A 25,509-nucleotide genomic window follows, 5' to 3' on the forward strand; every position below is an offset into this window, starting at 1 on the left:
GGCGGCGGGGGGGGGGGGGGGGGCCGGCGGGCCCCCCCCCCCCCCCCCCGCCGCCCCCGCCGCGCCCCCCCCCCCCCCCCCCCCCCCCCCCCCCCCCCCCCCCCCCCCGGCGGGAGGAAGCGGACGGGATGCCCGTCCACCGGCACGTGCCACGAGCTCCGCGACGTCGTCCGACGCCTCGTCCCGGAGCACCGCGCCGGGACGTCGGACCGCGGGCCCGGGCGGCGTCGGGACCCTGCCGGTCGGTGGACCGGTGGCCCCTCCGCCGCAGCCGGCCAGGCGCCGCCGGTCGGAGACCCGGGCGGTCGCGAGGGGGATCGCGCCGCCGGGCACCGGCAGGGGCCTGTCGTCCACCCCGCCGGACGGTTCCGGGTCCGCGTTGCCCGCCGTCCGCGATCCGTGCCTCCCTGGAGGGTCCGCGCGCTGCGTGCTGGGCAGCAGCCGGGCGGGGGGACGAGGCCGGATTCGTGGAGCGGCGAGGTCTGCGGGCGCCCGGAGGGCACCGTCGGGGGTGGGCCAGGTGCGGCCGAGGTCGGCCGAGGGGGACGCGCTCGCGGGACCGAGTCGACGATCCGCGACCACCCGGGGAAGAGGGAGGTCGGGGCCGGCGTGCTCGACGGGAGAGCGGTGGACGGCTGCCGCGGCTGGATGCCGTGGTCGCGCTGCAGGATCAGCCGGGCGCGGGAGGCGCCGGGCGGGGGTGCGCCGAGGGTGCCCGCACGGTGAACGGCGAGGGGAAGGTGCCGTTCGCGGGCCCGGTTCGTCGCGGCGGGGGCGGAGACCCGCGGACCGGGCACCCGGCCGGGTCGCCGCGGACCCCGGCTCCACCGGATCCCTGCGGGGACCGCGGTGCCGGTACCCGGGGGGTGCGGCCCGCCGGGCCGGGGGTGCGGACCGGGAGGAACGGCGGCGTGGACCGCGCCCCGTACCGACCCGAGGACGGCCAGTCCCCCGGTGGACGCCAGCCGGCCGATGGCCGGCTCCGTACCGAGGGTTCCGTGGAACTCGGGTGGGTGGTGGGGCGGGCGGTCGCGTCAGGTGCGGCCGTACCGGTTCGCGACCCCGGCGACGAGGCCGGTCCCGCGGGAAGGAGCGCCGCGGCGGGGGAAGGCGCCACGGGCTGGACGGAGGGGGTGCTGGGCATCTCGCGCAGCACCACGGGGGGATCGAGGTCGCGCAGCACCGGGGACGCGGGGCGGCCCCAGGCGAGGTGCCGGCCCTGCTCGCCGGCGCCCCACAGCGCCATCCGGCGGGTGAACCCGCGCAGCGCCGCACGGCGCCGACCGGGCACCGGGGCGGGAGGTGCGGTGGTGCGCCACGCCAGGTTCTGACCCTGCTCGCCGGCACCCCACAGCGCCATCCGGCGGGTGAACCCGCGCACTCCGCCCAGGGGCTCGCGGACCCGCTCGGGGACCACGGTCACCCGAGGACTGAACACCGGCGGAGCGGGCACGTGCGGGGCACGGGCCGCGGGCGCCGGCTGGACCGACCGCAGCGGGACGGGTCGGGCCGCCGCCCGGTGCGTGGCCGGCCGGGGGCGCGGGCGGGGACGGACCTCGTCCGCCCGGTCCAGGACGTCGATGAGACCCACCAACGCGCTGGCCGGCTCGCGCGGGGAACGGTCGGCGCGCGCCGCTGAGTCCGCCGGCCTGACGGCCTGCCGGCTGCTGCTCATGTCGCCTCCCGAAGTCGTGTCCGCAGCAGGGGAAGGTGCCGCGGACAAGGAGAAACGTAGGGATCGGCGGGCCCGGCAGCCGGTTCCTCCGGCGCCTCGCCGGAACCGCGTGACCCAACCGTTGCCCAACCCCTGCGCACCGGTCGGTGACCCCTCGCCCGGCGCATGCCCTTGTCGATTCGACGGCCCCCCGCGAGCGTGGACGGGCCGATCCGGGCCGTCGGTCACTTCCGGACGACTCCGGCACGCCCGGCGTGTCGGCCCCGGCCGGAGCGCGGTCGGCCCGTGCGGACCGGCCGGACCGCGGCGGGCCCGTGCGGACCGGCTTGCGAGGATGCGGCGGTGACCGAGCGCATCCCCCTGGTGATCGACACCGACCCCGGCATCGACGACGCCCTCGCCATCCTGCTGGCCCTGGCCAGCCCGGAGGTGGACCTGCGGCTGGTCACCACGGTGCACGGCAACGTGGAGCTGGCGCAGGTCACCGAGAACGCCCTGCGGGTGCTGCACCTGGCCGGGCGCTCCGACGTGCCGGTGGCCGCGGGCGCCCGCGCCTCGCTGGTCCACCCGCAGCCGGAGCGGGCCGGCCACGTGCACGGCGTCGCCGGGCTCGGCGGCGCCGAGCTGCCGCCCTCCCCCGCGGTCGTCGACCCCCGCCCCGCGGTCGTCGCCCTGGCCGAGACGCTGCTGGCCGCGAGCACGCCGGTGACGGTGGCCGCGATCGGCCCGCTCACGAACCTCGCGCTGCTGCTGGCCGTGTACCCGGAGGCCGCGGAGCGCATCGGGCGGCTCGTCGTCATGGGCGGTTCCGCCTCCCGCGGGGGCAACGTCACCGCCGCCGCGGAGTTCAACATCTGGTCTGACCCGGAGGCGGCGCAGGCCGTCCTCTGCTCCTCGGTGCCCGCCGTCCTGGTCGGCCTGGACGTCACGCTGCCCACCGTCCTCACCGAGGAGGGGATCGCCCGCTTCGCCGGTGCGGGCCCGGTCGGCCGCAGCGCGGCGGCGATCCTGCAGCAGTACGTGGACCACGCCCGGGACGCGTACGGCACCGCGGGCGTCGTCGTGCACGACGCCCTGGCGCTCACCGAGGCCATCGCCCCGGGCACCCTCGGCACCGTCCGGCGCGACGTCGTCGTCGACACCACGCTGGGCGCCGGCCGGGGGCAGACCCTGGTGGACCGCCGGGCGGTCTCGGGGTCCGCGACGGCGGTCGAGGTGGCCGAGACGGTCGACAGCGCCGCCGCCGTCGAGTTCCTGGTCTCCCGGCTGGCGCGGCTGGACGGCTGACTAGCGGCGCGCCTGCGTGCCCGCGACGATGCCGGCGGCGATGTCGCGCAGCTTGCGGTTGTAGCGCTGCGATGCCTGGCGCAGCACCTCGAAGGCCCGATCGGCGTCGATCCCCTGCTGGGCCATCAGCACGCCCTTGGCCTGCTCGATGACCGCGCGCGACTCCATGGCGATCCGCATGTTGCGGGCCTGCTCGGTCATCTGGGCGTGCGCGTCGGCGTTGGCGACCGCGACCGCGATGCTCTCGGCCACGCCGAGGGCGGCGGCCAGCGACCCGGGGTGGGCGAACGCCGCGGGCCGGGTCGAGTACGCGTTCAGGGCGCCGATGCTCGACCCCTGGTAGGGCAGCGGCACCGACAGCGAGCTGCGGACAGGGGTCGCGCGCACGCGGGCCACGTAGGCGGGCCACCGCTCCTCGGTGCGCACGTCGTCGATCCGCAGGACGACGCCGCCACGGCCGGCGTCCAGGCAGGGACCGCTGTCCTCGGCGTACTGCAGCTCGTCGGCCGCCAGCGCCATCTCGCCGCGGTAGCCGGCCGTGAAGGCCTTGTCGCCGCGGACCAGCGTCGTGGAGACGGCGTCGGCGCCGGGGACGGCCCGGGCCGCGATCGTGGTGATCTCGGTGAGCACCTCGGTCAGCTCCCGGCCGCCCAGGGTCACCCGGGCGAGCTCGCGAAGGACGTCGTCCACCGGCACAGTCTGCCCGGCGGGACCCGCACCGGTCGCCCCCCTTCGCGCGTGGCGTCCCCATCGGTCAGGATGGTGCGATCCGGGCCGGGTCCCGGGGTACCCGCGGAGCAGACGCGAGAGGACGAGATGGCCGACGAGCTGGCCCCCGACGCGTGGCCGACCGCGCCCGTCCCCTCCGTCCCCGGTGACGTCTGGCACTGGCAGCTGGAAGCCATGCACGTGGTGTCCCGCGTGCGCACCGATCTGCGCGCGCGGATCGCCCACCCGTCGGTCTCCGCCGCCTCGACCGAGGACGCCCGGGACGGGCTGCTCCTGGTGTTCGAGGAGCTGGCGTCCAACGCGCTGCGGCACGGCGGGGGCGACGTGCGGGCCCTGGTCGTCGCCGGCCCCGCCGGCTGGCTGCTCGACCTCAGCGACGAGGCACCCGACCGCCCGCCCGTGCCGGCCGTCGACCGGGACCCGGCGCTGGGCGGGATGGGCCTGCACCTCGTCGCGCAGCTCTCCACCGCCTACGGCTGGGAGGAGCGGCCGGGCCGCAAGCACGTCTGGGCGCTGCTGCCCTCGGGGCGGGAGGCCGTCGAGGGGCTGCGCGACCGGCTGCCCGAGCAGCGCTCACCCGGCCTCCACCGGGACTGACGGAGGACCCCCTCCTCCTCACCCCTCGCACGCTCGGGGCGAGCCTCCGGAGGGGGCCGTCCCAGCACCTCACCAGGCGCGGTCGGCCCGGTGCACCGTCCCTGCAGCCGTGCCATGCCGCGGCTCTTCGTCCGGCGGTCCGGCTGGACCCGGGAAGCCCCGCCCCAGCGCATCACCGCGCGGCGCGGGTCACCGCCGCGCAGAACCGGGCGGCATCGGCGTGCACCGCGGCCATCGGTGCCAGCAGCTCCTCCTCCGCCACCGCGCGCACGGCCGCGCGCAACCGGCGGTCGGCCGCTCGCCCCCGTCGTCGCGCCCGCATCGCCACGAACGGGCGGCACACCAGGGCGAACAGCAGGCCGGCGAGCAGCCCACCGCCCAGCAGCAGCGTGGGCAGCGGCAGCCCCTCGACCCGGGGCAGCGGGACGACGCCGTCGAGCTGGAGGAACCCGAGCGCGACCAGGGCCAGCAGCCACAGCGCACCCACCAGGGCGGTGGCCAGGAGGAGCCACTGCAGCCCCGCAGCGGCCCGCTGCCAGAGCGGCACCCGGTCGGGCCCCAGATCGGCCCCGCCGACCGCCCGGTCCAGCGCGTCGGCCAGCCGGTCCTCGGAGACCTCGGCGGTGCGCCGCAGCTCCTCGCGCCACGCCGGCGCCAGCCCTTCTCCGACGGCGTCGCGCGCCTCGCGGACGGCGGTCGCCATGCGGGCCCGTTCCACCGCGCCGGCCGGGGGCAGCGACGTGCGGGCCCGCTCGTCCCCCAGGTGCAGCCGCCCCAGCGGATCGGGGCGCAGGGTGCGCGTCCAGCGCAGCAGGGGCCAGCCGGTGCGCCCGGCGCCCTCCCGCCGGGTCGACCGCTCGACGGCGGCGGTCACGGTGGGCACCCCGGCCGCGCGGGCCAGCGCGTCGGTGAGGCCGTCGGTCGGCTCCCGGGCCGGGTCGTCGGCGGCACCGGCCCGCCCCCACCACCGCGACCCACCGGCCGGGGTGGGCGGGCAGTGCGCCGCGAGCTCCGCGGCGCTGCCGCGGACGTCGGCGAGCAGCCGCTCCCCGGCCGCCCGGCGGGCACCCACCCGTCGGGCCAGCTCACCGCGCAGCTCGGCCAGCCCCGCTCCCGTGCGACCGGACACCGCCAGCAGGGGGGTCGCGGCCAGCCCTTCGCGGTCGAGCAGGCCGCGCAGGTCGGCCAGGCAGGCGCGGGCCGCGGCGTCGTCGAGCCGGTCGACCTGGTTGAGCACGACGAGCAGCACGCCCGCGTGGCCCGCCAGCGGCGCCAGGTACCGCTCGTGCACGGCGGCATCGGCGTACTTCTGCGGGTCGAGCACCCAGACGAGGACGTCGACCAGCTCCACCAGCCGGTCGACCTCCAGCCGGTGCTCCAGCCGCACGCTGTCGTGGTCGGGGAGGTCGAGCAGGACCAGCCCGTCGAGCGCCGGCTCGGGCTCGTGGCGGTGCCGCCGCGGCACCTCGAGCCAGTCGAGCAGCCGGTCGGCGCCGTCCTCGGCCGCGCCCCACACGGTGGCGTGCGCGACGCCGGTCGTGGGACGCCGCACCCCCGGGGTGCTCACCTCGCTGCCGGACAGCGCGTTGAACAGGGTGGACTTGCCGCTGCCCGTCGCCCCGGCCAGCGCGACCACGGTGGCGTCCCCGAGCGCCTCGCGCGCCCCGGCCTTGGCCAGCACCGCCCTGGCCCGCGCCACCTCCGGCACCGCCAGCTGCCCGTCGGCCACCTCGACCGCCTCGCGCAGCGCGGCCAGCCGGTCGGCCAGCGCTCCTCCCGCACCCCTCATGCCCGGCGTGCCTCGACGAGGGCACCGGCGGCCAGCCGCAGGTCGTCGGCGGCCTGCGGCGCCGGCGCCGCCGCGTCCAGGAGGCCGTCGAAGCGGTCCTGCTCGTACCGCAGCAGCGCCTCGGCCCGCTCCTCCAGGTCGGCCCGCGCCCGCTCGGCCAGCGACCGCACCGCGGCGTCGCCGAACACCGCCTCCAGCACGCGCTGGCCGACCGCAGTGGTGCCGCCGGCGACCGCCACCTCCCCGCCGAGGAGCCCACCGGTCTGGGCGAAGACCGCCACCATCACCACCGCGCCGGTCCCGCTGACGCCCCAGGAGAGCAGCCGGGCCCGCGAGCGCTTGTCGGCGCCCTCGTCGCGCACCAGGTCCAGCACCGTGCCCTGCCAGTCGCGCACCTGCGCCGCGGCGGCCTCCGGGAAGTCGGGCGACGCGGCGGCGAGCTCCTGCTCCCGGTCGCCCAGCAGCCCTGGTCCGGCCGGGAGCGCACGCCACGCCGTGACCGTCCGCTCCGCGGCCCGGTCCGCCTCGGCCCGCAGCAGGTGCTCGACGCTGCTCTCCAGCGCGCCCTGCAGGCTCTCGGCCGGGGCCGGGCGCCCGGTCAGCGCCGCGGTGACGCGGTCGCGCACCCGGCCGACGCGATTCTGCAGCGTGCGCATCCACTCCCCCGTGCCGACGAACTCCTGCCAGCGGGCGAGCACCTCGCCACGCAGCAGGCTGCCGCTGCGGACCCCCTGGTCGATCCCGTCGCGCGCCCCGTCGTACGCGGCCGCGGCCGCTCCGTGCAGCGCCCCGGCCGCGGCCAGCTGCTCCTCCACGGCCAGGGCCACGGTGGCGGTGCGCTCCTGCAGGCTGTCCAGCGCCCCGGCGAGGGTCTGCCGGACGACGGCCGCCCGCTGCTCCTGGTCGGCGGCCAGCCCGTGCAGCCAGCTCCGCAGCGGCGCCACCTGCTCCTCGGGCAGCCGGCCGTCCTGCAGCGGCCGCTCCTCGACCACGAACAGCCGGGCGGCGGCGAGGCCGGCGCCCCGCAGCATCGCCGCGAGGTCGTCGGCGACCTCGGTGGCGGCCTCCGGCGGAACCCGGTCCAGCACGACGGCCAGCGCCGTCCCCCGCTGCTCGGCGGTGCGCAGCAGGTCCCACGGCACGGCGTCGGCGTAGCGGGCCGCGGTGGTCACGAAGACCCAGAGGTCGGCGGCGGCCAGCAGCTGGCCGGCGAGGTCGCGGTTGCTCGCCACCACCGAGTCGACGTCGGGAGCGTCGAGCACGGCCAGCCCCGCCGGCACATCGTCACGGGGGACCAGCTGCAGCGTCCCGGGGCCGCCGCTCCCGCCGGTGACCCGCGCCAGCCCCGGCAGCACCCGGTCACCGGAGAAGCTCCCGGCGTCGGCGCGGGCGCAGACGAGCACCGGGGCGCGGGTGGTGGGGCGCAGCACGCCGGCGGTGGTGACCGGAGCGCCGACCAGGCTGTTGACCAGCGTGGACTTGCCGGCGCCGGTGGAGCCGCCGACGACGACGAGCAGCGGGGCGTCCAGGTCGCGCAACCGGGGCAGCAGGTAGTCGTCGATCTGGTCGGTGATGCCCCGGGCGGTCCGGACGGCCTCGTCGCGGCTCGCCGTCGCCAGGGCCAGCGGTGCGGCGGCCACCCGGTCGCGGAGCACCGTGAGGGCCTCGGTCAGACGCGGCGGCGACGGGATCACGCCTGCTGCTCTGCCCCGGGAGGCGGCCGGCTACCCGCCGGTTTCCCCCGGGTCACTCCGCCATCCGCGCACGCTCCTCGCGCAGCGCCTGGAACACCCGCCGCCGGACCCGGTCCTGCTCCTTCTCGGCGATGTCGACGAACCGGATGCTCATCACCCAGCGCGCCCCCCGGGCCTGGATGCGGATGATCTCGCCGCGCGACACCAGCGGACCGTCCTCGAGGCGGACGGTCAGCCCCATCGTCGTCCCGGCGTCCGGCACCACGCCGAAGCCCTCGAAGTGGACGCGCATGCCGGCCTCGCTGAGGTCCAGCGTCTCGCCCGTGAGGTCCACCCCGCCGAGAGCACCCTCCACCGGCACCGTCACGCGGCCGCGCACCGCCGCCCGCCGCTGGCTGTGCTCGGCGGGCCCGGTCGTCGTGAGCCGCCAGCGCACGACCGCGCCCGTCTGGACGTCCAGCACCTCGGCCGGCAGCATGCGGTGGCCGCTCTCGGTGCGCCAATAGACCTCGACGACGTCGCCGGGGTTCACGACCGTGCCCTCCACGAACTCGCTCGCCGACGGCCGGACGGAGAGCACGCCGGCGTGGACCACCTCCACCCGGGCGCTGACGGCGACGTTGGTGCCGCCCAGCCGCACCTCGGCCTCGCTCTGCTCCGCCGGGTGGTCGACGCCGGGAACGCTGGTCATGGTCCTCTTTCGATCATCCGGTGCTCGGCCGGCGACCTCCCGGTCGCCCGTCCGCGCGGGAACGGTAACCGCCGTCGGCGGGCGGCGGGCGGCAGGGGAGCGTGACGCGCCGGGATGGACCGGTCCCGCTCAGCGGGCCGGTTGCGGCTCGGTCGCCCCGGGCGGCGCGAGCCCGGCCCCGACGGCGTTCCGGGTGGTCTTGGCCCGGTAGAGCTGCTCGTCCGCCCGGGACATCAGCTCGAGGGGGTAGGCGTCGTCGCCGGCCGCCGTCGCCACCCCGAGGGAGAGGCTGAGCTCCGCGGCGTCGAAGCCGGCGGGCTGCAGCAGCCGGGCCTCGCGCCGGAGCTGCTCGGCCAGCGCGGTCGCGCGCGCCTGGTCCGCCCCCGGCATGAGGACGGCGAGCTCGTCACCACCGAGCCGGGCGACCAGGTCCCCACCGCGCACGCGGGCCGACAGCAGCCCGGCGACCGCGCGCAGCGCGTCGTCCCCTCCGCCGTGCCCGTACCGGTCGTTGACCTCCTTGAAGTGGTCCAGGTCGACCAGCACCACGCTGAGCACGTCACCCCGCTGGCGGGCGCGGGCGCACAGTTCCGCCAGCTCGGCGTCCCACCGGCGGCGGTTGGCCAGGCCGGTGAGGGGGTCCTCGTGGCTGAGCCGCTCCAGCTGGGCCAGCAGCACCCCGGTCCGCTGCTGCTCACGCTCCAGCCGGACCCGGGTGTGCAGCTCCCGGCTGTCCAGCGCGTAGCGCCGCAGGTGGGCGAGCACCGCGATCAGCGAGGCGCTGGCGAGGTAGACGGTCACCGCGAGCAGGTCTCCGGGCGACAGCCCGTCCTCGACGGTGACCGAAGCGAGCCCGAGGGCGGCCCAGGAGACGGCGACCAGCGCGACGGTCCAGCGCGGGCGGGCCACCAGGACGCAGCCGCTGCCGTAGATCGCGAGGGTGAAGCCGAGCAGGTGGTACCGGGGGTCGTCCGAGCGCGTGACCATCCAGGCGACCTCCGCCTGCACGACCGCCAGGACGAGGAACGTCAGAAGCTCGGGACGCCGGCGGCCCAGCGGGAGCCGCCACAGCGCGAGCAGGGCGAGCAGCATCGGGATCTCGCAGAGCAGCCGGACGGTGAGGAAGGTGCCGGCGCTGCTGCCCTCGGTCACCAGGTCGACCAGCGACCACAGGGGCACGACGACCACGGCCACCCAGCCGACGAGCAGCCCGGCGGTGCGAGCCCGTTCCGCACGCTCCTCGGCCAGTCCGGGGATCGCCCGCGCCAGCTGCGACGCCGACGCCACCCGGCGCCGTCCCGCCCCGCCCTCGGCACCGGCGGCGGACGCCGGCGAGGGCAGCACGTCGCCTCGGCGGAGCATGGCCACCAGGCGCTCGGTCAGGGAGAACGGCACTGTTCTGCGATCGGCACGGCGAGCCGTTTCCTGAACGGCTCGCACCCGGTTCACCCCCGCGGGTGAACCGGGCGGGGGCACCGTGTTCGGACGGCGGTCAGCCGCGGCGCGCGGTGAACCCGGCGACGAAGTCCCGGAGGCTGCGGGTGGGCCGCAGCCAGGCACCGTCCGGCGGGAGCGCGTCCAGGCGGACCCGGTCGAGGGGCTCGACGAACGCCCCCGGCACGTCCTCGATGTCGATGAACTCCAGCAGGTCCGAGCCGATCGCATAACCGGCCACCTCGCTGAAGGCGACGACGACGACCTGCGTCCCCTGGCGGGCGAGGTCCTCCAGCGGCTCGGCGAAGTTCCGGCCGTCACCGGAGAAGACCACCAGCCGCCGCAGCTGGTGGCTGTGCCGGCGGACGGCGATGTGGTCGAGCATGTCCTGGTCGATGTCGTCGTCCGGCTGGGTCTTCGGCCGGGCGAACACCGAGTAGCCGAATCCGCGCAGCGCCTCCACCCAGCGCTGCAGCGATCCCGGCTGCGGGGGGATGTTGGCGAAGACGCACGCCTCGACATCGGAGGAGTCCGGCGCACCCGGATCGCCGGCGCCCTCGACGAACCAGGCCGCGATCGCGTCGAACCGCGGCCGCGAGGCCGCCGTCGGGCGGGCACCGATCACCGTCGACAGGGTCATGTCGATGTTCGGGGCGTCCCAGATCAGCAGGTCCAGGGCGGGACGCGACCGGCCGTCGTCGACGGGGCCGGCCGGCTGCTCGGCGGGCGCGGGCACGGCCTCGGAGGTGTCCAGCACGGGGACAGTCTGCCCGGGCCCGGCGACGGGCGTCGCCGGGGGCGGCGCCTGGAGCGTTCCGGCGGGGGGTGGCGGACCGGCCGGCGCCGTCGCCCGGCGGCCGGGACGGCGGAGGTTCACCCGGGCGCGGGGACGGCGTGGCCGGCGATCGCCAGGGCGCACAGGTCCCCTCCGGCCTGCTGCACCTCGCGGACCCAGCCGGGCAGCCGGTCGGCGGGCATCGGGTGGCCCAGCAGCCAGCCCTGCGCCAGGTCGCAGCCGGCCTCGCGCACCATCCGCAGGTGCTCGGGGGTCTCGATCCCCTCGGCCACAGAGCTGATGCCCAGCGTGCGGGTGAGCCCGACGATGGCCGCGAGCACCGCACCGGTGTCGCCGGCCGCCACCCGCTCGGCGGCGGCGAGCAGCGAGCGGTCGATCTTGAGCGTGCCGATGGGGAGCGCGAACAGCTGGGCCAGGGAGGACCACCCGGTGCCGAAGTCGTCGATCGCCACGCGGACGCCGAAGCCGCGCAGCACCGACAGCTGGTCCTCCGCCCGCGTCGGGTCCTCGGCCACGCTGGTCTCGGTGAGCTCCAGCACCAGCTGGTCGGCCGGGAGGCCGGAGCTCTGCAGGGCCAGTCGCACGTCGCGCACCAGCGTCTCGGCGGAGAAGTGCCGGGCGCTGACGTTCACCGACATGCGCAGGGAGAGCCCCTCGGCGGCCCACTCCGCCGCCTTGCGGGTGGTCTCGCGGAGCAGCCAGCGGGTGATCGGGATGATCTGCCCGGTCTCCTCGGCCACGGACAGGAAGGTGTCCGGCGACAGCAGCCCGCGCTCGGGGTGCTGCCAGCGGACCAGCGCCTCGACGCCCTCGATCTGCCCGGTGTCCAGCCGGACGACGGGCTGGTAGTGCACCACCAGCTGGTCGATGGCGTCACCCCGCAGCCGGGTGGCCACCTCCAGCCGCCACCGGGCCGCCTCCCGCAACGCGGGGGAGAACAGGTGGACCCGGTCCCGCCCCGAGCTCTTGGCGGCGAACATCGCGGCGTCCGCATCGCTGAGCAGGTGGTGCGCGTCGCGGACCTCCTGCCGGGCCACCGCCACGCCGACGCTGGCGCTGAGCGGCACGGAGATCTCCCCGGCGAGGAAGGGCCGGCCGAACGCGGTCTGCAGCCGGAAGGCCAGGGCAGCGGCCTCCGAGGCGTCGCACCCGCGCGCCAGGACCACGAACTGGTCGGCGCCCAGGCGGGCCACGGCGTCGCCCGGGCGGAGCTGCTCGGAGAGCCGGCCGCCCACCTGGCGCAGCAGCTCGTCACCGATCTGGTGGCCCAGGGAGTCGTTGACGGTCTTGAAGGCGTCGAGGTCGATGACGAGCAGTGCGACTCCGGCCTGGTGGTCGGCGGCCAGCGCCTCGCCGGTGAGCTCGAGCAGCCTGGAGCGGTTGGGCAGCCCGGTGAGGTCGTCGTGCTGCGCCTTCCACAGCAGGTCCTGCCGGGCGCGCACCTGGTCGGTGACGTCGTTGTGGGTGATGACGACCCGGCCCTCGCGGTCGACCCGCGTCGCCTGCAGGTGGAACCAGGCGGCACCGCGCCGGGTCTGGCAGGAGTAGTCGTAGGAGAACGTGCGCCCGTCCGACCGCGCGGTGTCGGTCATCAGCGCCCGCAGCCCCTCGGCCAGCCCGGCGTGCTCCCGGGGAGCCAGTCCCCGGGTCATGATCGTCAGGTAGTCCTCGCCCTCCCGGCCCGGCCACGAGACCGCCGGGAGCAGCTCCTCGCTGCTGCGCACCCACGCCCCGTTGGTGGACAGGATCCGCCCGTCCGGCCCGATCAGGACGGTGGGCGAGGGCAGGGCCTCCAGCACCGCGGTGAGGCCGCGGATCTGGGCGTCGCGTTGCTGGTCGGTGCGGCGGCGGACGTCGATGTCGCGGAAGAGGACGGCGGCGCCGGCCGGATCGGGGAACATCCGGACCTCGTACCAGCGCCCCGTCGGCTCGTAGAAGAAGTGGAACTCCCGTGGCCGGCCGTCCGCGAGGAGCTGGCGGTACTGCTCCTCGGCGAGCGAGCCGCGCAGGGCCGGGAAGGCGTCGCGGGCGTCCTGGCCGAGCAGTTCGTCGGCCCGGCGCCCGAGGAGCCGCTCGGCCGCCTCGTTGAGGTAGGCGAAGCATCCCCGCGTGTCCAGGCGGTAGACCGCGTCGGGCACGCCGCTCAACGGGTCGGGCCGGATCCCGAGGGACCGGTCGTCGCCTGGTTGCACGCTGCCCGCTCTCGTCCAGTGGTCGTCCGGTCCGCTTCCGCAGACGCCGGGGACACGGACCGCTCGTGAAGAACACGGGCAGCACGTGAGCCGTCCCCGAGGGTAATAGCCCGGAGCCCGCCTCAGGGAGCCGCGACCTCGGATCGCCGGACGATCTCGGCGACGGCGGTGCCGGCGGGCAGGGTGCCGAGGACCGCGCCGGACTCTCCGCCCAGGCGAGAGGCGCAGAAGGCGTCCGCGACCGGGGCCGGTGCGTGGCGCAGCAGCAGCGAGCCCTGCAGGCAGAGCGCCAGCGACCCGGCGATCCGCCGGGCACGGAAGGGCAGCCCGTCCCGGTCACCCAGCTCGGCCGACAGCCGCTTGACCGCGTCGTCGTACCGGCGGTCCGCTCCCCGGGCCAGCTCCAGCTCCGCGGTGACGGCGGCCAGCGACTCCGAGGAGCGCCCCAGCGCCCGCAGGACGTCGAGGGCGATGACGTTGCCCGAGCCCTCCCAGATGGAGTTCAGCGGCGCCTGCCGGTAGAGGCGGGGCAACCCGGACTCCTCCACGTAGCCGTTGCCGCCCAGCACCTCCATCGCCTCCGCGACCACCCCCGGGGTGCGCTTGCACACCCAGTACTTGGCGACCGCCCCCGCCAGCCGCAGGAAGGCCGCCTCGCCGGCGTCCACCGCGGCGGCCAGCCGGATGGCCAGCGCCTTGGCGGCCTCGCTCTCGAGCGCGAGGTCGGCGAGCACGTTCTGCATCAGCGGCTGGTCGGCCAGCAGCGCGCCGAACGCGTGCCGGTGCCGGGCGTGGTGACCCGCCTGCGTCAGCGCCGCCCGGATCGTGGCCGCCGAGCCGAGCACGCAGTCCAGCGGGTCATGTTGACCATCTCGATGATCGCCGGGACACCCCGCCCGGGCTCGCCGACCAGCCACCCGGTCGTCCCGTCGAACTCCACCTCGCTGGAGGCGTTGGCGCGGTCGCCCAGCTTGTCCTTGAGCCGCTGCAGCCGGAAGACGTTGGGGGTGCCGTCGGGGAGCACGCGGGGGACGAGGAAGCAGGAGACCCCTCCTCGAGCTGGGCGAGGACGAGGAACAGGTCGCTCATCGGCGCGCTGGTGAACCACTTGTGCCCGGTGAGCCGGTAGCTGCCGTCGGGCCGGGCGACGGCACCGTAATCCGGTCCGGCACGGGATCGTGCTCCCCGTTCCGCCGGCGAGCTGCTCGAGCGTGCAGGCGGCGGGCCGGCGGCGCGTACGGCGTCAGGCCGCCGGGCCGCCCAGCAGCAGCCGGCGGAGCAGGTGCAGCGCCATGGTGACGGAGCGTTCCCGCACGGTCGATCGGCCGCCCGGCAGCGCGAGGGAGCGCGCCTCCACCCCCTCGGGGCCGACGACGCACAGGTGGACCGTCCCGACGGGCTTGGTCTCCGTGCCACCTCCGGGGCCGGCGATGCCGGTGATGCCCACCCCGATGTCGGCGCCGAAGCGCCCGCGGGCTCCGTCGGCGAGGGCACGCGCCACCTGCGGGCTGACCGCGCCGTGCTCGGCCAGCAGCGCGCCGGGAACCCCGAGGAGCGCCTCCTTCGCCCCGTCGGCGTAGGCCGTCACCCCGCCCAGCACGGCGGCGGAGGCGCCGGGCCGCTCGGTGAGGCGGGCGACGAGCAGCCCGCCGGTGCAGGACTCCGCGGTGGCGATCGTCAGGCCCCGCTCGGTGAGCGCGGTGGCCACCAGCTCGTCGAGGGTGGGGCCGGTGGAGAACAGCGTGTCGGCGTAGCGCTCGCCCAGCCGGGCCGCGAACCGGTCGTAGGCCGGCTGCGCCGCGGCGGGGAAGCGGGTGACGATCTCCAGCTCCCCGTCCCGGAGGCACGTGGTGATCTCCAGGCCGCCGAGCTCGGGTTCGAGCTCGCGCAGCGTGGCGGCCAGCTGGGCCTCGAGCGTGCCCCACAGCCGCAGGGTCTCCTGCCGCAGCTCCGCGGCGCCCGCCAGCGCCGCCCGGGTCGGAGCCGCGGCGACGGCCGCGGGCCACATGCCCCGAAGCTCGCCCGGGGGTCCGGGCAGCACGACCACCGGCGGCCCGGTCCGGCCCGGCGCGGGCGGGACGACCAGGCCCGGCGCGGTTCCCACCGGCTCCAGCACGGTGGCCCCTTCGGGGACCAGGGCCTGCTTGCGCACCCCCGCCGCGGTGGACGCCGGGTCGGCGCGCCAGCCCCGGCGGGCCATCAGCCGCTCGACGATCCGGCCGATCCGCTGCTCCAGCGCGGCGTCCACCGCCGAGGCACGGCCCTGGAAGCCACCCACCACCTGGGCGGTCAGGTCGTCGGCGGTGGGCCCCAGCCCGCCGGTGGTGATGAGCAGGTCGGCGCCGGTGCCGGCCAGGAAGGACAGCGCGGCCACGAGGTCCTCGGAGCGGTCGCCGACCACGACGACGTGCCCGACGTCGACGCCGAGCCGGCGCAGCTGCTCGGCCAGCCAGGGACCGTTGCGATCGGCCACCCGTCCGGTGAGCACCTCGGTCCCCGTGACGACGATCCCAGCGCGCGTGACCACGGATCGACCCTAGGCGCGGCGGACCGCTCCGGCAGGTGCGGCCCGTTCCCCCGGGTGGCGCGCGGACGGGCCGGCCGGGCGGCGCTAGCGTGCGGGACGACCGCACCGACCGGTGGTCCCGCCGGAGCCGACCTGGAGGCACCCGTGAGCACGCCGTCCGAACCGCAGTCCCCCACCGCGGGCACCGGTCCCGCCCAGTCGTCGACCCAGGAGATCCCGGTGGTCACGCCGGCGTCCGGCACGCCGACGACGGTGCAGCAGCTCCCGCCCCCCTCGGCTCCCGTCCACCCGCCCGCGGCGCCGAGCGGACCGCCCACCACGCCGACCGCCGCGTCGGCCGGGGAGGCCCAGCCCACCGGCCCGGTCGACTTCGTCCCCGGTCTGCCCGGCGTCGGCGCCCCGCCTCCCCCGGCGGCCGGCGCCGCCACCGAGCTCCCCCGTGCCCCCCGTGACCGGACGGCGCTCGTCGGCGCCGGGCTGGTGGCGCTGTCCCTGGTGCTGCTCCAGCTCGCCCTGTTCCTGCGCTTCGGCACGGAGCCGGCCTGGTCCGCCACCCCGCTGTGGTCGGCCTTCGCCACGGTCTGCGTCGTGCTGGGGCTGGCCGCGTTCGCGGGTCTGCTGCCCGTCGGCCGGCGGCTGGACCACCGGACCGGGTGGCGGGTGGCGGCCGGCGGTCTCGGCGGCCTGGCGGTCTTCTGGGTGCTGGTGGTGCTGCCCGACGCGGGCACCGACCGGGGTTTCCTGCACACGGCCGCGCTCGGCGCTCTCGGCGGGGCGCTGTGGCTGGCCGCGGGCCAGGAGCACCGGCCGACCGAGGACGCGGCGCCGGCCCGCGGCTGATCCGCTAGCCGCGGCCCCGGCCGTTGCCGCCCGCATTGCCGTTCCCGCTCGCGCTGCCGTTCCCGCCCGCGTTGCCGTTCCCGCCCGCGCTGCCGTTCCCGCCCGCGTTGCCGTTGCCGTTCGCGTTGTCGTTGCCGCCCGCATTGCCGTTCCCGCCCGCGCTGCCGTTCCCGCCGGCCTCGGCGGGCGCGCCGTCGGCCCCGGCCCCGACCGGCACCGGGGCGGGGACCACGGGGCCCGGGTCGGCCGGTGCCGGGGCGGGCTGTGGCTCGGGGCCCGGCTCGGGTTCCGGTGGCGCGACCGCGTAGGTGACCGTAACGACGGTGCCCGGGGCGACCGCACCCACCGGCGCGAGGGCCAGCACGTGGTCAGGGGGGACGGCGGCGCTCTCCCGGCCGACGAGGTGGACGCCCAGGCCCGCGGCGGCCAGTTCCCCCTCCACCTCGACGACCGGCCGGCCGACGAAGTCGGCGGCGGCGAGCAGGACCGGCTCCGCGGCGTCGCTGGTACCCGTACCGGGATCCGCCGGGGCGTCACCCCACACCTGCAGGGCGGCGATGGCCAGGCCGGCGCCGAGCACCAGCGCGGTCAGAGGCGCGAGGAGGCGCCGCAGCGGCCGCGGTGCGACCGCCCGCGCGGCCAGGGGCCGCGTGCCGGACGGCGGCGCGACCGGCGGAGCGACCGGCGGCAGCGGCCGGCCGGCCCGCACGTCGTCGACGGCGTCCCGGAACGCGGCCCCGTCGGGGAACCGCTCGGCCGGGTCCTTCAGCAGCGCACGGTCGATGAGCGTGCGCACCGCGTCGGGCACGTCGGCGGGCAACGGGGGCGGCGGCTCCCGGAGCTGGCGCAGCGCGATCTGCACCGGGTTGTCGCCGTCGAAGGCGCGGTGCCCGGCCAGGCACTCGTACCCGATCATGCCCAGCGCGTAGACGTCGCTGGGCGGGCCGGCCTGGCTGCCACCGGCCTGCTCCGGGGAGAGGTAGTGGGCGGTGCCGACCACCTGCCCGGTCTGGGTGAGCGGTGCGCTGGCCGCGGACCAGGCGATGCCGAAGTCGGTGATCCGCACGATCCCGTCGGCACCGACCAGCACGTTGCCCGGTTTGACGTCCCGGTGCACCAGGCCTGCCGCGTGCGCCGCGGCCAGGCCGGCCGCCGCCTGGCGCAGCACGTCGAGCGTGCGGTCGACCGCGAGCCGTCCCTCCCGCGCGAGCACCGCGGCCAGCGACTCGCCCTCGACCAGTTCCATGACGAGGAAGGCCAGCGCCTCGCCGTCGGTGTCGGTGGACTCCCCGTAGTCGAACAGGGCCGCGACGTTGCGGTGGGTCAGCAGGGCGCTGTGCCGGGCCTCCGCGCGAAACCGGGCCAGGAACGTGGGGTCGCCGGTGTACTCGCTGCGCAGCACCTTCACCGCCACGGGCCGGTCGAGGACGACGTCCCGCCCGCGCCAGACCTGACCCATGCCGCCGGTCGCGAGCAGCGAGAGCAGCTCGTAGCGGCCACCGAGGAGGCGCGGGGACAGCGGCCGCTGCCGCGGGGTCACGGTTCCGGGGACGGGCTCGTCGAGGGGGGAGTGGGGGACCCGCTCGTCTGGCTGGGCGACGACGTCGTGGGCGTCGTCGTCGTCGGCGTCGGCGTCGGCGTCGTCGTCGGCGTGGTGCTCGTCTCCTCCGGCTGCCCGGTGGTCGTGGTGGGCGACGCCGGGAGCGGCGGCGGCGTCGTCGTCACCGTCGGCGCCGAGGTGCTGGCCGGAGGTGTCGTCGGCTCCGTGCGCGACGTGCTCGGCGGGACGACGCGGTCGACGGCGGCGCCGGTCACCACCGGCTCGCGCGGCCGCTCGCCCTGCTCCGGGGCGGTGGCGTACCGCACGACCACCTGGTCGCCGGCACGGAGCGGGCGGCCGGCGGGCTCCACGCCGGTCACCCGGCCCGCGCGGACGTCGTCGCGCGTCTCGGCTCGGACGGTGACCGTCAGCCCGAGGTCGGCCAGCCGCTCGGCGACCTCGCCCACCGGCCGGCCCAGGTAGTCCTCCAGGGCCAGCACGATGCTGCCGGCGATGCGCTCCTCGGCCGCCGCGGCCGTGCTCGGCGCGCTGCCCTGGGTCAGGGTCTGCAGCAGGGTGGCGGTGATCCCCGCGCCGGCCAGCAGGCCGATGAGCGGCAGCAGCACGACCGCCAGCCGGCCGCGCCGCCGCGCCACCGGCGGGCGGGTGGCCCGCGGGCCGGTGGTCGACGCCCCGGCGCGGCGAGCCGGCGCCGCCCGGCGACGTCGCGGCACCACGCCGACCTCGACCGTGCCCGGGTCCGGTTGCCGACCGGCGCGGACCTCGGCGACGGCCGCGGCGAAGCTGGCGCCGTCGGGGAAGCGCGCCTCGGGATCCTTGACCAGCGCCCGGCCGATCAGCGTCCGGACGCCGGGGGGCAGCGCCCCGGACAGGGGCTCCGGCTCCTGCTGCACCTGCTTGAGGGCGATCGTGACGGCGTTGTCGCCGTCGAAGGCCGGGTGCCCGGTCAGGCACTCGTAACCGATCAGGCCGAGGGCGTAGACGTCGCTGGCCGGGGTCGCGTGCCGGCCCTCGGCCTGCTCGGGGGAGAGGTATTGCGGCGTGCCGATGACCTGCCCGGTGCGGGTCAGCGCGACGCTGCGCGCGGACCAGGCGATGCCGAAGTCGGTGATCTTCACCGTCCCGTCCGGGCGGACGAGGATGTTGCCGGGCTTGACGTCACGGTGCACGAGGCCACGACGGTGCGCCTCCGCCAGCGCCGCCGCGGTCTGCCCGAGCAGTGACAGCGTCGTCTCGGCGTCCAGCGCGCCCTCCCGGCGCAGCAACGCCGAGAGCGGCTCCCCCTCCACCAGCTCCATCACCAGGTAGGCGAGGGTCTCCCCGGATCCGTCCCGGGCGGTCTCCTCGCCGTAGTCGAAGACGGCGGCGATGTTGGGGTGGTTCAGCGCGGCGGCGTGCTGGGCCTCCGCGCGGAACCGGGCGACGAAGGTGGGGTCGCCGGTGTACTCGCTGCGCAGGACCTTCACGGCGACCGGGCGGTGCAGGGCGACGTCGAGCCCCCGCCAGACCTGGCCCATCCCACCGGTGGCGATCAGCTGCTGCAGTTCGTAGCGGTCACCCAGGCACCGGCGTCCTGGTTCCACCACGGGGGTCACTCCTCGTCCGTCCGGCCCGTGCGCACGGGCCGTGGCGTCAACGCACGGGGCCGGCGCGCCGCCCGCGCCCGCCTGTCCGCTCCACGACCCGCCTGGCGCGTCGCGGAACGCGCATCATCGTCCACCACCCGACCCGCGGCGCCGCATCCGCCCCTCCCGCACCACCCGTCTCGTCGGCGCGCCGGTTGCGTGGCGTGCACGAGGCACCACGCATCCCCCGGCGCCGGGTCCGGGCCGGGGGACTGCCTCCCGCTGCCCGCGGCCTGGCAAGGTGACCGGCGACAGGGCCGCGCCGCGGCCGACCGCGAACCGGAAGGCGGGCGACGATGTCCGACACCGTGACCCGGGAGGACGCCGACGGCGTCGCCACCCTCACCCTGCTCCGCCCGGGGCTGACCCACGCCTCCCGCCGCGACCTCCTGGCCGCTGTGCAGGACGTCGCGGCGGACGACTCGGTGCGCGCCGTGCTGCTCACCGGCACGGGACGGGCGTTCTGCGTCGGGCAGGACCTCGGGGAGCACCTCGCGGAGATGCAGGGGGGCGCCGAGGCGCCGCTGTCGGTGGTGGAGCGGGAGTACAACCCGCTGGTGCTTGCGCTGGCCGGCCTGCGCGTGCCCGTCGTCGTCGGGATCAACGGCGCCTGCGCCGGGGCGGGCCTGGGCCTGGCCCTCGCCGGCGACCTCCGGGTGGCCGCTGCCGGCGCCAAGTTCACCACCGCTTTCACGGGGATCGGGCTGTCCAGCGACTCGGCGCTGGCGGCGCGGCTGGTGCACAGCGTGGGCGGCTCGCGCGCCGCGGAGCTGCTGCTGCTGCCGGAGCCGTTCCTGGCCGAGAGCGCCGCGGAGTGGGGGCTGGTGCACCGCGTCGTCGCACCGGAGCAGGTGCTGCCGGAGGCCCAGCAGCTGGCTGCCCGGCTGGCCGCCGGCCCGACCGCGGCCTACCGCGCGGTGAAGACGGTGCTGGCCACCGCCGCCACCGACTCGCTGGAGGAGACGCTGGCCCTGGAGGGGCGGCTGCAGAACGAGGTGGGGCAGTCCGCCGACCACCGCGAGGCCGTCGAGGCGTTCCTGGCCAAGCGGGCGCCGCGGTTCACCGGCCGCTGAGGCGGCCGGCCCGCGGGAGGAGTGCACCTGCCGCCGGGCGGGCGGGCCGGGCCGGCGGCAGGGCGTCAGGGGGCCGCCGTTCCCGGCGACGGGGTCACCGGGCGAGCGTGGCGCAGGCGGGGCAGACGTCGGAGGCCCGCAGCGGCCACTGCTGCTCGGGGGTGACCCGGGCCAGCGAGCCGCAGACGGTGAGCTCGCAGGCGCTGTCGACCTCGGCCGGCGGCCGGTGCAGCTCCACGGCGTGCCACAGCGCGGCGGTGGGACCGTGCGCGCGGCTGCGGGCGGCGGCGAACGCGGTGGTCGTCAGCATCATGCTGAGGAGGTCGGCAGGTGCGCGGGCGCGGGCGACGGGTGCGGCGCGGTTCCTCACCCCGACGGGTGAGCCGCAGGAGCCGGGTGCAGGATCAGGTCATGGAGCTCACCAAGCACGGGCATGCCTGCGTGGTCCTCTCCGACGGCGACCGGCGGCTGGTCATCGACCCGGGTGCCTTCACCGACCCGGTCGCCCTCGACGGTGCGACGGCGGTGCTGGTCACCCACGAGCACCCCGATCACTTCGTCGCCGACAGGCTGCGGGCGGCCTTGGACGCCACCCCGTCGCTCGAGGTGTGGACCAACCGGGCGGTGGCGGCCGCGCTCGAGGGCGCCGGCGACCGCGTGCACGTGGTCGGGGCCGGCGACGCGGTCACGGTCGCCGGGTTCGAGGTGCAGGTGCACGGCGAGCTGCACGCCGAGATCCACCCGGACCTGCCCCGGGTGGCCAATGTCGGATTCCTCGTCGACGGGCAGGTCTTCCACCCCGGCGATGCCTTCACCGTGCCGGGCACGCCCGTCCCCACGCTGCTCCTGCCGCTGCACGCGCCCTGGTCGCGCACGGCCGAGGTGATCGACTACCTGCGGGAGGTGCGGGCCGACCAGGCCTACGCCGTGCACGACGGGCTGCTCAACGACACCGGGATCGGTGTGGTGAGCGGGCTGCTCGGGGAGCGGGGTCCGGGGACCCCCACGCCGGTCGCCCGGCTGACCCCCGGGGAGACGGTCGAGGTCTGAACCCGACCGCCTCCGCCGGGGACGGCGGTCAGGTCAGCGGACGGCGCGGTCGTTGCGCCCGGTGAGCGTGGACGCCGCCACCACCAGCACCGCCGCCAGGACGATGGAGATGATCCACCGCAGCCAGTCGATGCCGGCGGTGTCCTCGACGCCCAGCAGACCGCTCACCCAGTAGCCGAGGAGCACACCGCCGACGCCGCACAGCAGCGTGAGCCAGATGGGCGTGTTGTCCCGGGTGCTGGGGGCGACGAACTTCCCCAGCAGGCCGATGATGAGCCCGGCGATGATCAGACCGATGATTTCCACAGCAAGCTCCTCAGTTCGCTCGACCGGCGAGCACGGTTCTCCCGGCACGGTGCCGAGCGTGCCGCCGGTGCACGACAAGGCCCTGTACCCCGGTTGATCACGACGATGCGTGATTCCCCCGAACGAGCGGCACGGCTTCCCCGGTCAGGAGCCCGCGGCCGCCTGAGCCACGTGCGCGGGCACCTTGGCCAGCTCGGCGTCGACCGTCCGCTGCACCAGCCGGCGCACGGCGGTGCGGGTCAGCCGGCGGACCAGCCGGCTGCCCCCGGTGGGCTCGTGACCGATCGTGATCGAGACGTGCGTGCCGCCGGCGGCGGTGTCGGAGAGCTCGATCTCCGTCGTCCACGTCTCCGGGGTGAGCTCCAGGCGCGTGGTCACCCGCCGGAGCGGCTCCCACGCGACGATCTCCCCGCGTGGCGCGCCCGATCGCGGAGCGCCGCCGTCGAGCTGCCCGGGCGAGCAGACGAACGTCGTGCCGACCCCGGGGGACCCGGTGCCGGCGAGCACGTAGGAGACGTCGCAGACGGCGCAGTAGGGCTCCAGCACCGCCAGCGCGCGCCAGACCTCCGCGCGAGGCTGCGGCACCTCCCGGGTGCCCGTCGCGGTCGTCGGCACGTCAGCGGCCGCCCACGGAGACCTCGAACTCGACCTGGCTGACGTCGGGTCGCAGTCGGGAGAAGCTGTGCACCTGCGGGCGCCCCTCGCCGTCCCGCACGGTGGTCCGGACGACCAGCAGCGGGGAGCCGGCGACCACGCCGAGCGCCTCGGCCTCGTCGGGGGCGGCGGTGCCGACGTCCACGACGATGCGGGCGTGGGCGAGGTCGGCCGCGTACTCCCGGCGCAGGTAGTCGTAGAGGGAGCCCTCGCTGAAGTCGGCGTCCACCGCGCCGGGGTACGCGGCGGCCGGCAGGAAGCTGTGCGCGACGTGGTTGGGCGTGCCGTCGACGCTGCGCAGCCGCACCAGCTCCACCACCTCCGACCCCGGCTCCAGCTTCAGCTCGGTCGCCACGGGGGCGGGCACCGGCACGACCCGCTGGACGAGCACCGTCGTGCCGACCTGCGCGCCCTGCTCGGTCATGACCGAGTTGAAGCCCGCGATGCGGTGCACGAAGCTCTCGCGGTACTCGTGCCGGATGGCCGGGCGGGTCACGTAGGTGCCCCGGCCCTGCTCCCGCACGAGGTGGCCGTCGGCCACGAGCCCGTCGACCGCGCGCCGCAGCGTGATGCGGCTGACGCCGTACTCGGCGCAGAGGACCGGCTCGGGGGGCAGCAGCGTGAGCTCGGGCAGCGCGGCGACCCGGCGGCGCAGGTGCTCGCGGACCGACAGGTACTTGGGACCTGCTACGGGGCTGACCACGGGACAAAGGTACTGCCCGAGGAGACGTCTGGTCGTCATGTCGTATGAGACGTCACATCGATCGTGTCGTGGCGTGCGTCACGTGGCCCACCGGGATGTCGCCCGGTACGGCGGCTGGCAGCCACCCGGGTGACCGGTCGATGATCACCGTGTGACGGACTCACCCGACTGGCGCAGGCGCAGGTGGGGGGCCACCCACCTGCGCATCTACGAGGTGGCGCTGCGGCTGTTCGAGGACGAGGGCTACGACCAGGTGCCGATCGCCCGCATCGCGTCCGCCGCCGGCGTGTCGGTGCCCACCTTCTACGCGCACTACCCGAGCAAGGAGCACCTGATCATGGCCCTCCTCGCGCCGCACCAGGTGGCCGAGCTCATCGCCGCCCAGCCGGCCGACCAGCCGCTGGGCGCGCGGATCCGACAGGCGGCGGTGAACTCGCTGACCAGCTTCGACGACGGGGAGCGGGCCCAGCTGCTCGCGCGCTGGCGGATCATCGCCGGCAGCCCCGCGCTGCGGTACCGGGCCGGGGAGTTCGACCGGATGACGGCCACGATGGTCGCCGAGGCCAGCGCCGGCGATCAGCCCGTCCGGTCGTCGGACCTGGTGATCGCCAGTGCCCACCTCGCCGCGTTCACCACCGGGATGCTCGTGTGGGCCGACAGCGACGGGGAGCGGGAACTCGGGGGGTGCCTGACCGAGGCCTTCGACGCCCTCTCCAGGGCCTGACCCCGTTCGGCATGGGTCGAGCCGCTGCACCGGACGTCCCGCCGCGTCACGGCGCGGCTCGACATGCCCGCCGCACCCACCGAACCGGGGGCTCGGCGCCGGCTCAGCGACCCGGCGCCCGCAGCTCCACGACCGTGACCTCCGGCCGGGCGCCGATGCGCATCGGCGGGCCCCAGTAGCCCGCGCCCGAGGAGACGTACAGCTGGGTGTCGCCGTGCCGGGACCAGCCCTCCACGGAGGGCTGGTCGAGCCGCACGGCGTAGTCGAACGGCCAGAGCTGCCCGCCGTGGGTGTGCCCGGACAGCTGCAGGTCGACGCCGGCCGCGGCCGCCTGCTCCACCATCACCGGTTGGTGCGCGAGCAGGACCACCGGGGTGGCGTCGTCGCGCCCGTCCAGCGCGGCGTCCAGGTCGGCGCCGTGGCCGGGCAGGCCCGAGGCCGCCGCGGTCCGGTCGTCGATCCCGGCGAGGTCGAAGGACGCGGCGCCGCGGCGGATCGCCACCCGCTCGTTGCGCAGCACGTCCACGCCCAGGGTCGGCAGGTGCCGCATCCAGGCCCGGGTGTCGACGAAGTACTCGTGGTTCCCGGTGACGAAGTAGACGCCCTGCTCGCTGACCAGGTCCGCCAGCGGGGCCACGTCCTCCCGCAGCTCGTCGACGTCGCCGTCGACCAGGTCGCCGACGATGGCCACCACGTCCGGCCGCTGCTCGTTGACCAGCTCCACGACCCGTTCGAACCGCCGTCCGCCGTAGGTGGCCGACAGGTGGCCGTCGGAGAAGGTGACGATCCGCAGCCCGTCCAGCGCCGGGTCCAGCCCCCGCAGGGTGACCGGCACCCGCCGCACCACCGGCGCGGAGTTGGCGAACCAGGCGCCCGTGCCGGCGGTGCCCAGGGCGACCGCTCCGGCGGTCACCGCGAGGCCGCGGGCCAGGAAGAGCCGCCGCCCCATGCCGTCGGCAGGGGCGTCGGCCGGGACGTCGGCAGGGGCGTCGGCCGGAGCATCGGCGGGGGCGTCGGCGGGGGCGTCGGCGAGGAGGTCGCCGTCCGCCCGGACGGCACCGCTCTGCCCTTCGCCGTCCGCACGAACCGCACCGCGGCCAGGTGGCGTCCCCCTGTCGGGCGGAGCCGCTGCGTCCTCGCTCCGCGCCCCACTCGGGACGACCTGGCGCACAGCTCCCCCGCTGCGCCTGCTGATCAACGCGTTCCCGACCAGCCGCACCGGTTCGAGGACGAGCAGCGCGAGCACGGCGTAGAGGGCGATGCCGAGCCAGCTGTAGCCGATCCAGCTCAGCGGGGTGCCGGCGTCCAGCGGCAGCACGCCGCGCGACAGCAACGCCGCCACCGGCGACACCGCCAGGAGGACGGTGAGCAGGGTGAGCCAGCGGCGCAGGCGGCCGGGCTCGGTGGTGCTCCGGACCAGCCGGAGCCACAGGTAGGCGTGCAGCAACCCCACGGCCAGCAGGACGACCGTCCCGAAGCCCAGCAGACCGATGAGGGACAGGGCGGACCTCCGGCGGGATCGGGGAGCACGGCGGGACCGGGTCGATGCACGCCGGTGCAGA

23 protein-coding genes are annotated in these 25,509 nt (G+C 76.8%); 6 read left to right on the forward strand and 17 right to left on the reverse strand.

The genetic code is table 11. The annotated features are described in order from the left end of the window. Positions 1–2,017 precede the first annotated feature (2,017 nt). Positions 2,018–2,962, forward strand: coding sequence for a nucleoside hydrolase (locus ACI79K_RS19215; RefSeq protein WP_456600515.1), 945 nt, complete (start codon positions 2,018–2,020; stop codon positions 2,960–2,962). Here the strand turns inward: ACI79K_RS19215 and ACI79K_RS19220 are convergent, their stop codons facing one another. Further along, positions 2,963–3,652, reverse strand: a complete 690-nt coding sequence (locus tag ACI79K_RS19220) for an ANTAR domain-containing protein (RefSeq protein WP_456589836.1) — start codon at positions 3,650–3,652, stop codon at positions 2,963–2,965. It lies immediately after the preceding gene. 126 nt (positions 3,653–3,778) lie between these two features. On the opposite strand from ACI79K_RS19220, the gene ACI79K_RS19225 reads away from it, so the two are divergent. Further along, complete coding sequence (locus tag ACI79K_RS19225; protein WP_456589837.1) at positions 3,779–4,288, forward strand: ATP-binding protein; 510 nt, start codon at positions 3,779–3,781, stop codon at positions 4,286–4,288. A 172-nt stretch (positions 4,289–4,460) separates the two neighbouring features. On the opposite strand, the gene ACI79K_RS19230 is transcribed toward ACI79K_RS19225, so the two are convergent. From ACI79K_RS19230 to ACI79K_RS19270, 9 genes are all read right to left on the reverse strand, one after another. Beyond that, entirely contained in the window at positions 4,461–6,077 is a 1,617-nt protein-coding gene (locus ACI79K_RS19230; protein WP_456600516.1) for a GTPase, read from the reverse strand. Then, a complete protein-coding gene (locus tag ACI79K_RS19235; protein WP_456600517.1) occupies positions 6,074–7,771 on the reverse strand; it encodes an ABC transporter in 1,698 nt (565 codons plus the stop codon). Before ACI79K_RS19235 ends, ACI79K_RS19230 begins: the two co-directional genes overlap by 4 nt. A 52-nt stretch (positions 7,772–7,823) precedes the next feature. After that, positions 7,824–8,462, reverse strand: coding sequence for a PilZ domain-containing protein (locus ACI79K_RS19240; protein ID WP_456589840.1), 639 nt, complete (start codon positions 8,460–8,462; stop codon positions 7,824–7,826). 129 nt (positions 8,463–8,591) lie between these two features. Next, on the reverse strand, positions 8,592–9,857 hold the full coding sequence (locus ACI79K_RS19245) for a diguanylate cyclase (RefSeq protein ID WP_456589841.1): 1,266 nt from the start codon (positions 9,855–9,857) through the stop codon (positions 8,592–8,594). A gap of 97 nt (positions 9,858–9,954) precedes the next feature. Then, positions 9,955–10,653: an NYN domain-containing protein gene (locus ACI79K_RS19250; protein WP_456589842.1), complete on the reverse strand. Its 699-nt coding sequence runs from the start codon at positions 10,651–10,653 to the stop codon at positions 9,955–9,957. A gap of 116 nt (positions 10,654–10,769) precedes the next feature. Further along, positions 10,770–12,884: a putative bifunctional diguanylate cyclase/phosphodiesterase gene (locus tag ACI79K_RS19255; protein WP_456589843.1), complete on the reverse strand. Its 2,115-nt coding sequence runs from the start codon at positions 12,882–12,884 to the stop codon at positions 10,770–10,772. Between the two features lie 122 nt (positions 12,885–13,006). Then, a complete protein-coding gene (locus tag ACI79K_RS19260; protein ID WP_456600518.1) occupies positions 13,007–13,729 on the reverse strand; it encodes an acyl-CoA dehydrogenase family protein in 723 nt (240 codons plus the stop codon). Beyond that, positions 13,693–13,908, reverse strand: coding sequence for a hypothetical protein (locus tag ACI79K_RS19265; protein WP_456600519.1), 216 nt, complete (start codon positions 13,906–13,908; stop codon positions 13,693–13,695). Before ACI79K_RS19265 ends, ACI79K_RS19260 begins: the two co-directional genes overlap by 37 nt. A gap of 219 nt (positions 13,909–14,127) precedes the next feature. After that, positions 14,128–15,411, reverse strand: coding sequence for a competence/damage-inducible protein A (locus ACI79K_RS19270; protein WP_456589845.1), 1,284 nt, complete (start codon positions 15,409–15,411; stop codon positions 14,128–14,130). Between the two features lie 144 nt (positions 15,412–15,555). On the opposite strand from ACI79K_RS19270, the gene ACI79K_RS19275 reads away from it, so the two are divergent. Next, positions 15,556–16,251 (forward strand): hypothetical protein, encoded by a 696-nt coding sequence (locus tag ACI79K_RS19275; protein ID WP_456600520.1) that lies wholly within the window; start codon positions 15,556–15,558, stop codon positions 16,249–16,251. Positions 16,252–16,255: 4 nt separating this feature from the next. Here ACI79K_RS19275 and ACI79K_RS19280 read toward each other — a convergent pair whose 3' ends face one another. Beyond that, a complete protein-coding gene (locus ACI79K_RS19280) occupies positions 16,256–17,791 on the reverse strand; it encodes a protein kinase domain-containing protein (RefSeq protein ID WP_456600521.1) in 1,536 nt (511 codons plus the stop codon). Beyond that, complete coding sequence (locus ACI79K_RS19285) at positions 17,788–19,398, reverse strand: protein kinase domain-containing protein (RefSeq protein WP_456600522.1); 1,611 nt, start codon at positions 19,396–19,398, stop codon at positions 17,788–17,790. The genes ACI79K_RS19280 and ACI79K_RS19285 overlap by 4 nt, the downstream gene beginning before the upstream one ends. 335 nt (positions 19,399–19,733) lie before the next feature. On the opposite strand from ACI79K_RS19285, the gene ACI79K_RS19290 reads away from it, so the two are divergent. Further along, the gene (locus ACI79K_RS19290) at positions 19,734–20,510 is read left to right on the forward strand and encodes an enoyl-CoA hydratase-related protein (RefSeq protein WP_456589849.1); all 777 of its coding nucleotides are present in this window, start codon (positions 19,734–19,736) and stop codon (positions 20,508–20,510) included. Between the two features lie 94 nt (positions 20,511–20,604). Here ACI79K_RS19290 and ACI79K_RS19295 read toward each other — a convergent pair whose 3' ends face one another. Further along, the gene (locus tag ACI79K_RS19295) at positions 20,605–20,823 is read right to left on the reverse strand and encodes a hypothetical protein (protein WP_456589850.1); all 219 of its coding nucleotides are present in this window, start codon (positions 20,821–20,823) and stop codon (positions 20,605–20,607) included. Positions 20,824–20,906: 83 nt separating this feature from the next. Here ACI79K_RS19295 and ACI79K_RS19300 point away from each other — a divergent pair, with 83 nt between their 5' ends. Then, entirely contained in the window at positions 20,907–21,560 is a 654-nt protein-coding gene (locus ACI79K_RS19300; protein WP_456589851.1) for an MBL fold metallo-hydrolase, read from the forward strand. A 33-nt stretch (positions 21,561–21,593) separates the two neighbouring features. Here the strand turns inward: ACI79K_RS19300 and ACI79K_RS19305 are convergent, their stop codons facing one another. The 3 genes from ACI79K_RS19305 to ACI79K_RS19315 all read right to left on the reverse strand — a co-directional run bounded on the left by ACI79K_RS19305 (position 21,594) and on the right by ACI79K_RS19315 (position 23,223). Then, positions 21,594–21,866 (reverse strand): GlsB/YeaQ/YmgE family stress response membrane protein, encoded by a 273-nt coding sequence (locus ACI79K_RS19305; RefSeq protein WP_347058774.1) that lies wholly within the window; start codon positions 21,864–21,866, stop codon positions 21,594–21,596. Positions 21,867–22,010: 144 nt separating this feature from the next. After that, positions 22,011–22,451: an SRPBCC family protein gene (locus ACI79K_RS19310; protein WP_456600523.1), complete on the reverse strand. Its 441-nt coding sequence runs from the start codon at positions 22,449–22,451 to the stop codon at positions 22,011–22,013. Between the two features lie 31 nt (positions 22,452–22,482). Beyond that, positions 22,483–23,223, reverse strand: a complete 741-nt coding sequence (locus ACI79K_RS19315; protein WP_456589853.1) for a GntR family transcriptional regulator — start codon at positions 23,221–23,223, stop codon at positions 22,483–22,485. Between the two features lie 151 nt (positions 23,224–23,374). Here ACI79K_RS19315 and ACI79K_RS19320 point away from each other — a divergent pair, with 151 nt between their 5' ends. Continuing rightward, entirely contained in the window at positions 23,375–23,947 is a 573-nt protein-coding gene (locus ACI79K_RS19320) for a TetR/AcrR family transcriptional regulator (protein WP_456600524.1), read from the forward strand. A gap of 103 nt (positions 23,948–24,050) precedes the next feature. Here the strand turns inward: ACI79K_RS19320 and ACI79K_RS19325 are convergent, their stop codons facing one another. Continuing rightward, complete coding sequence (locus ACI79K_RS19325; protein ID WP_456600525.1) at positions 24,051–25,400, reverse strand: metallophosphoesterase; 1,350 nt, start codon at positions 25,398–25,400, stop codon at positions 24,051–24,053. Between the last annotated feature and the right edge of the window lie 109 nt (positions 25,401–25,509).

The sequence above is a fragment of the Blastococcus sp. SYSU DS0616 genome (genome assembly GCF_054051015.1).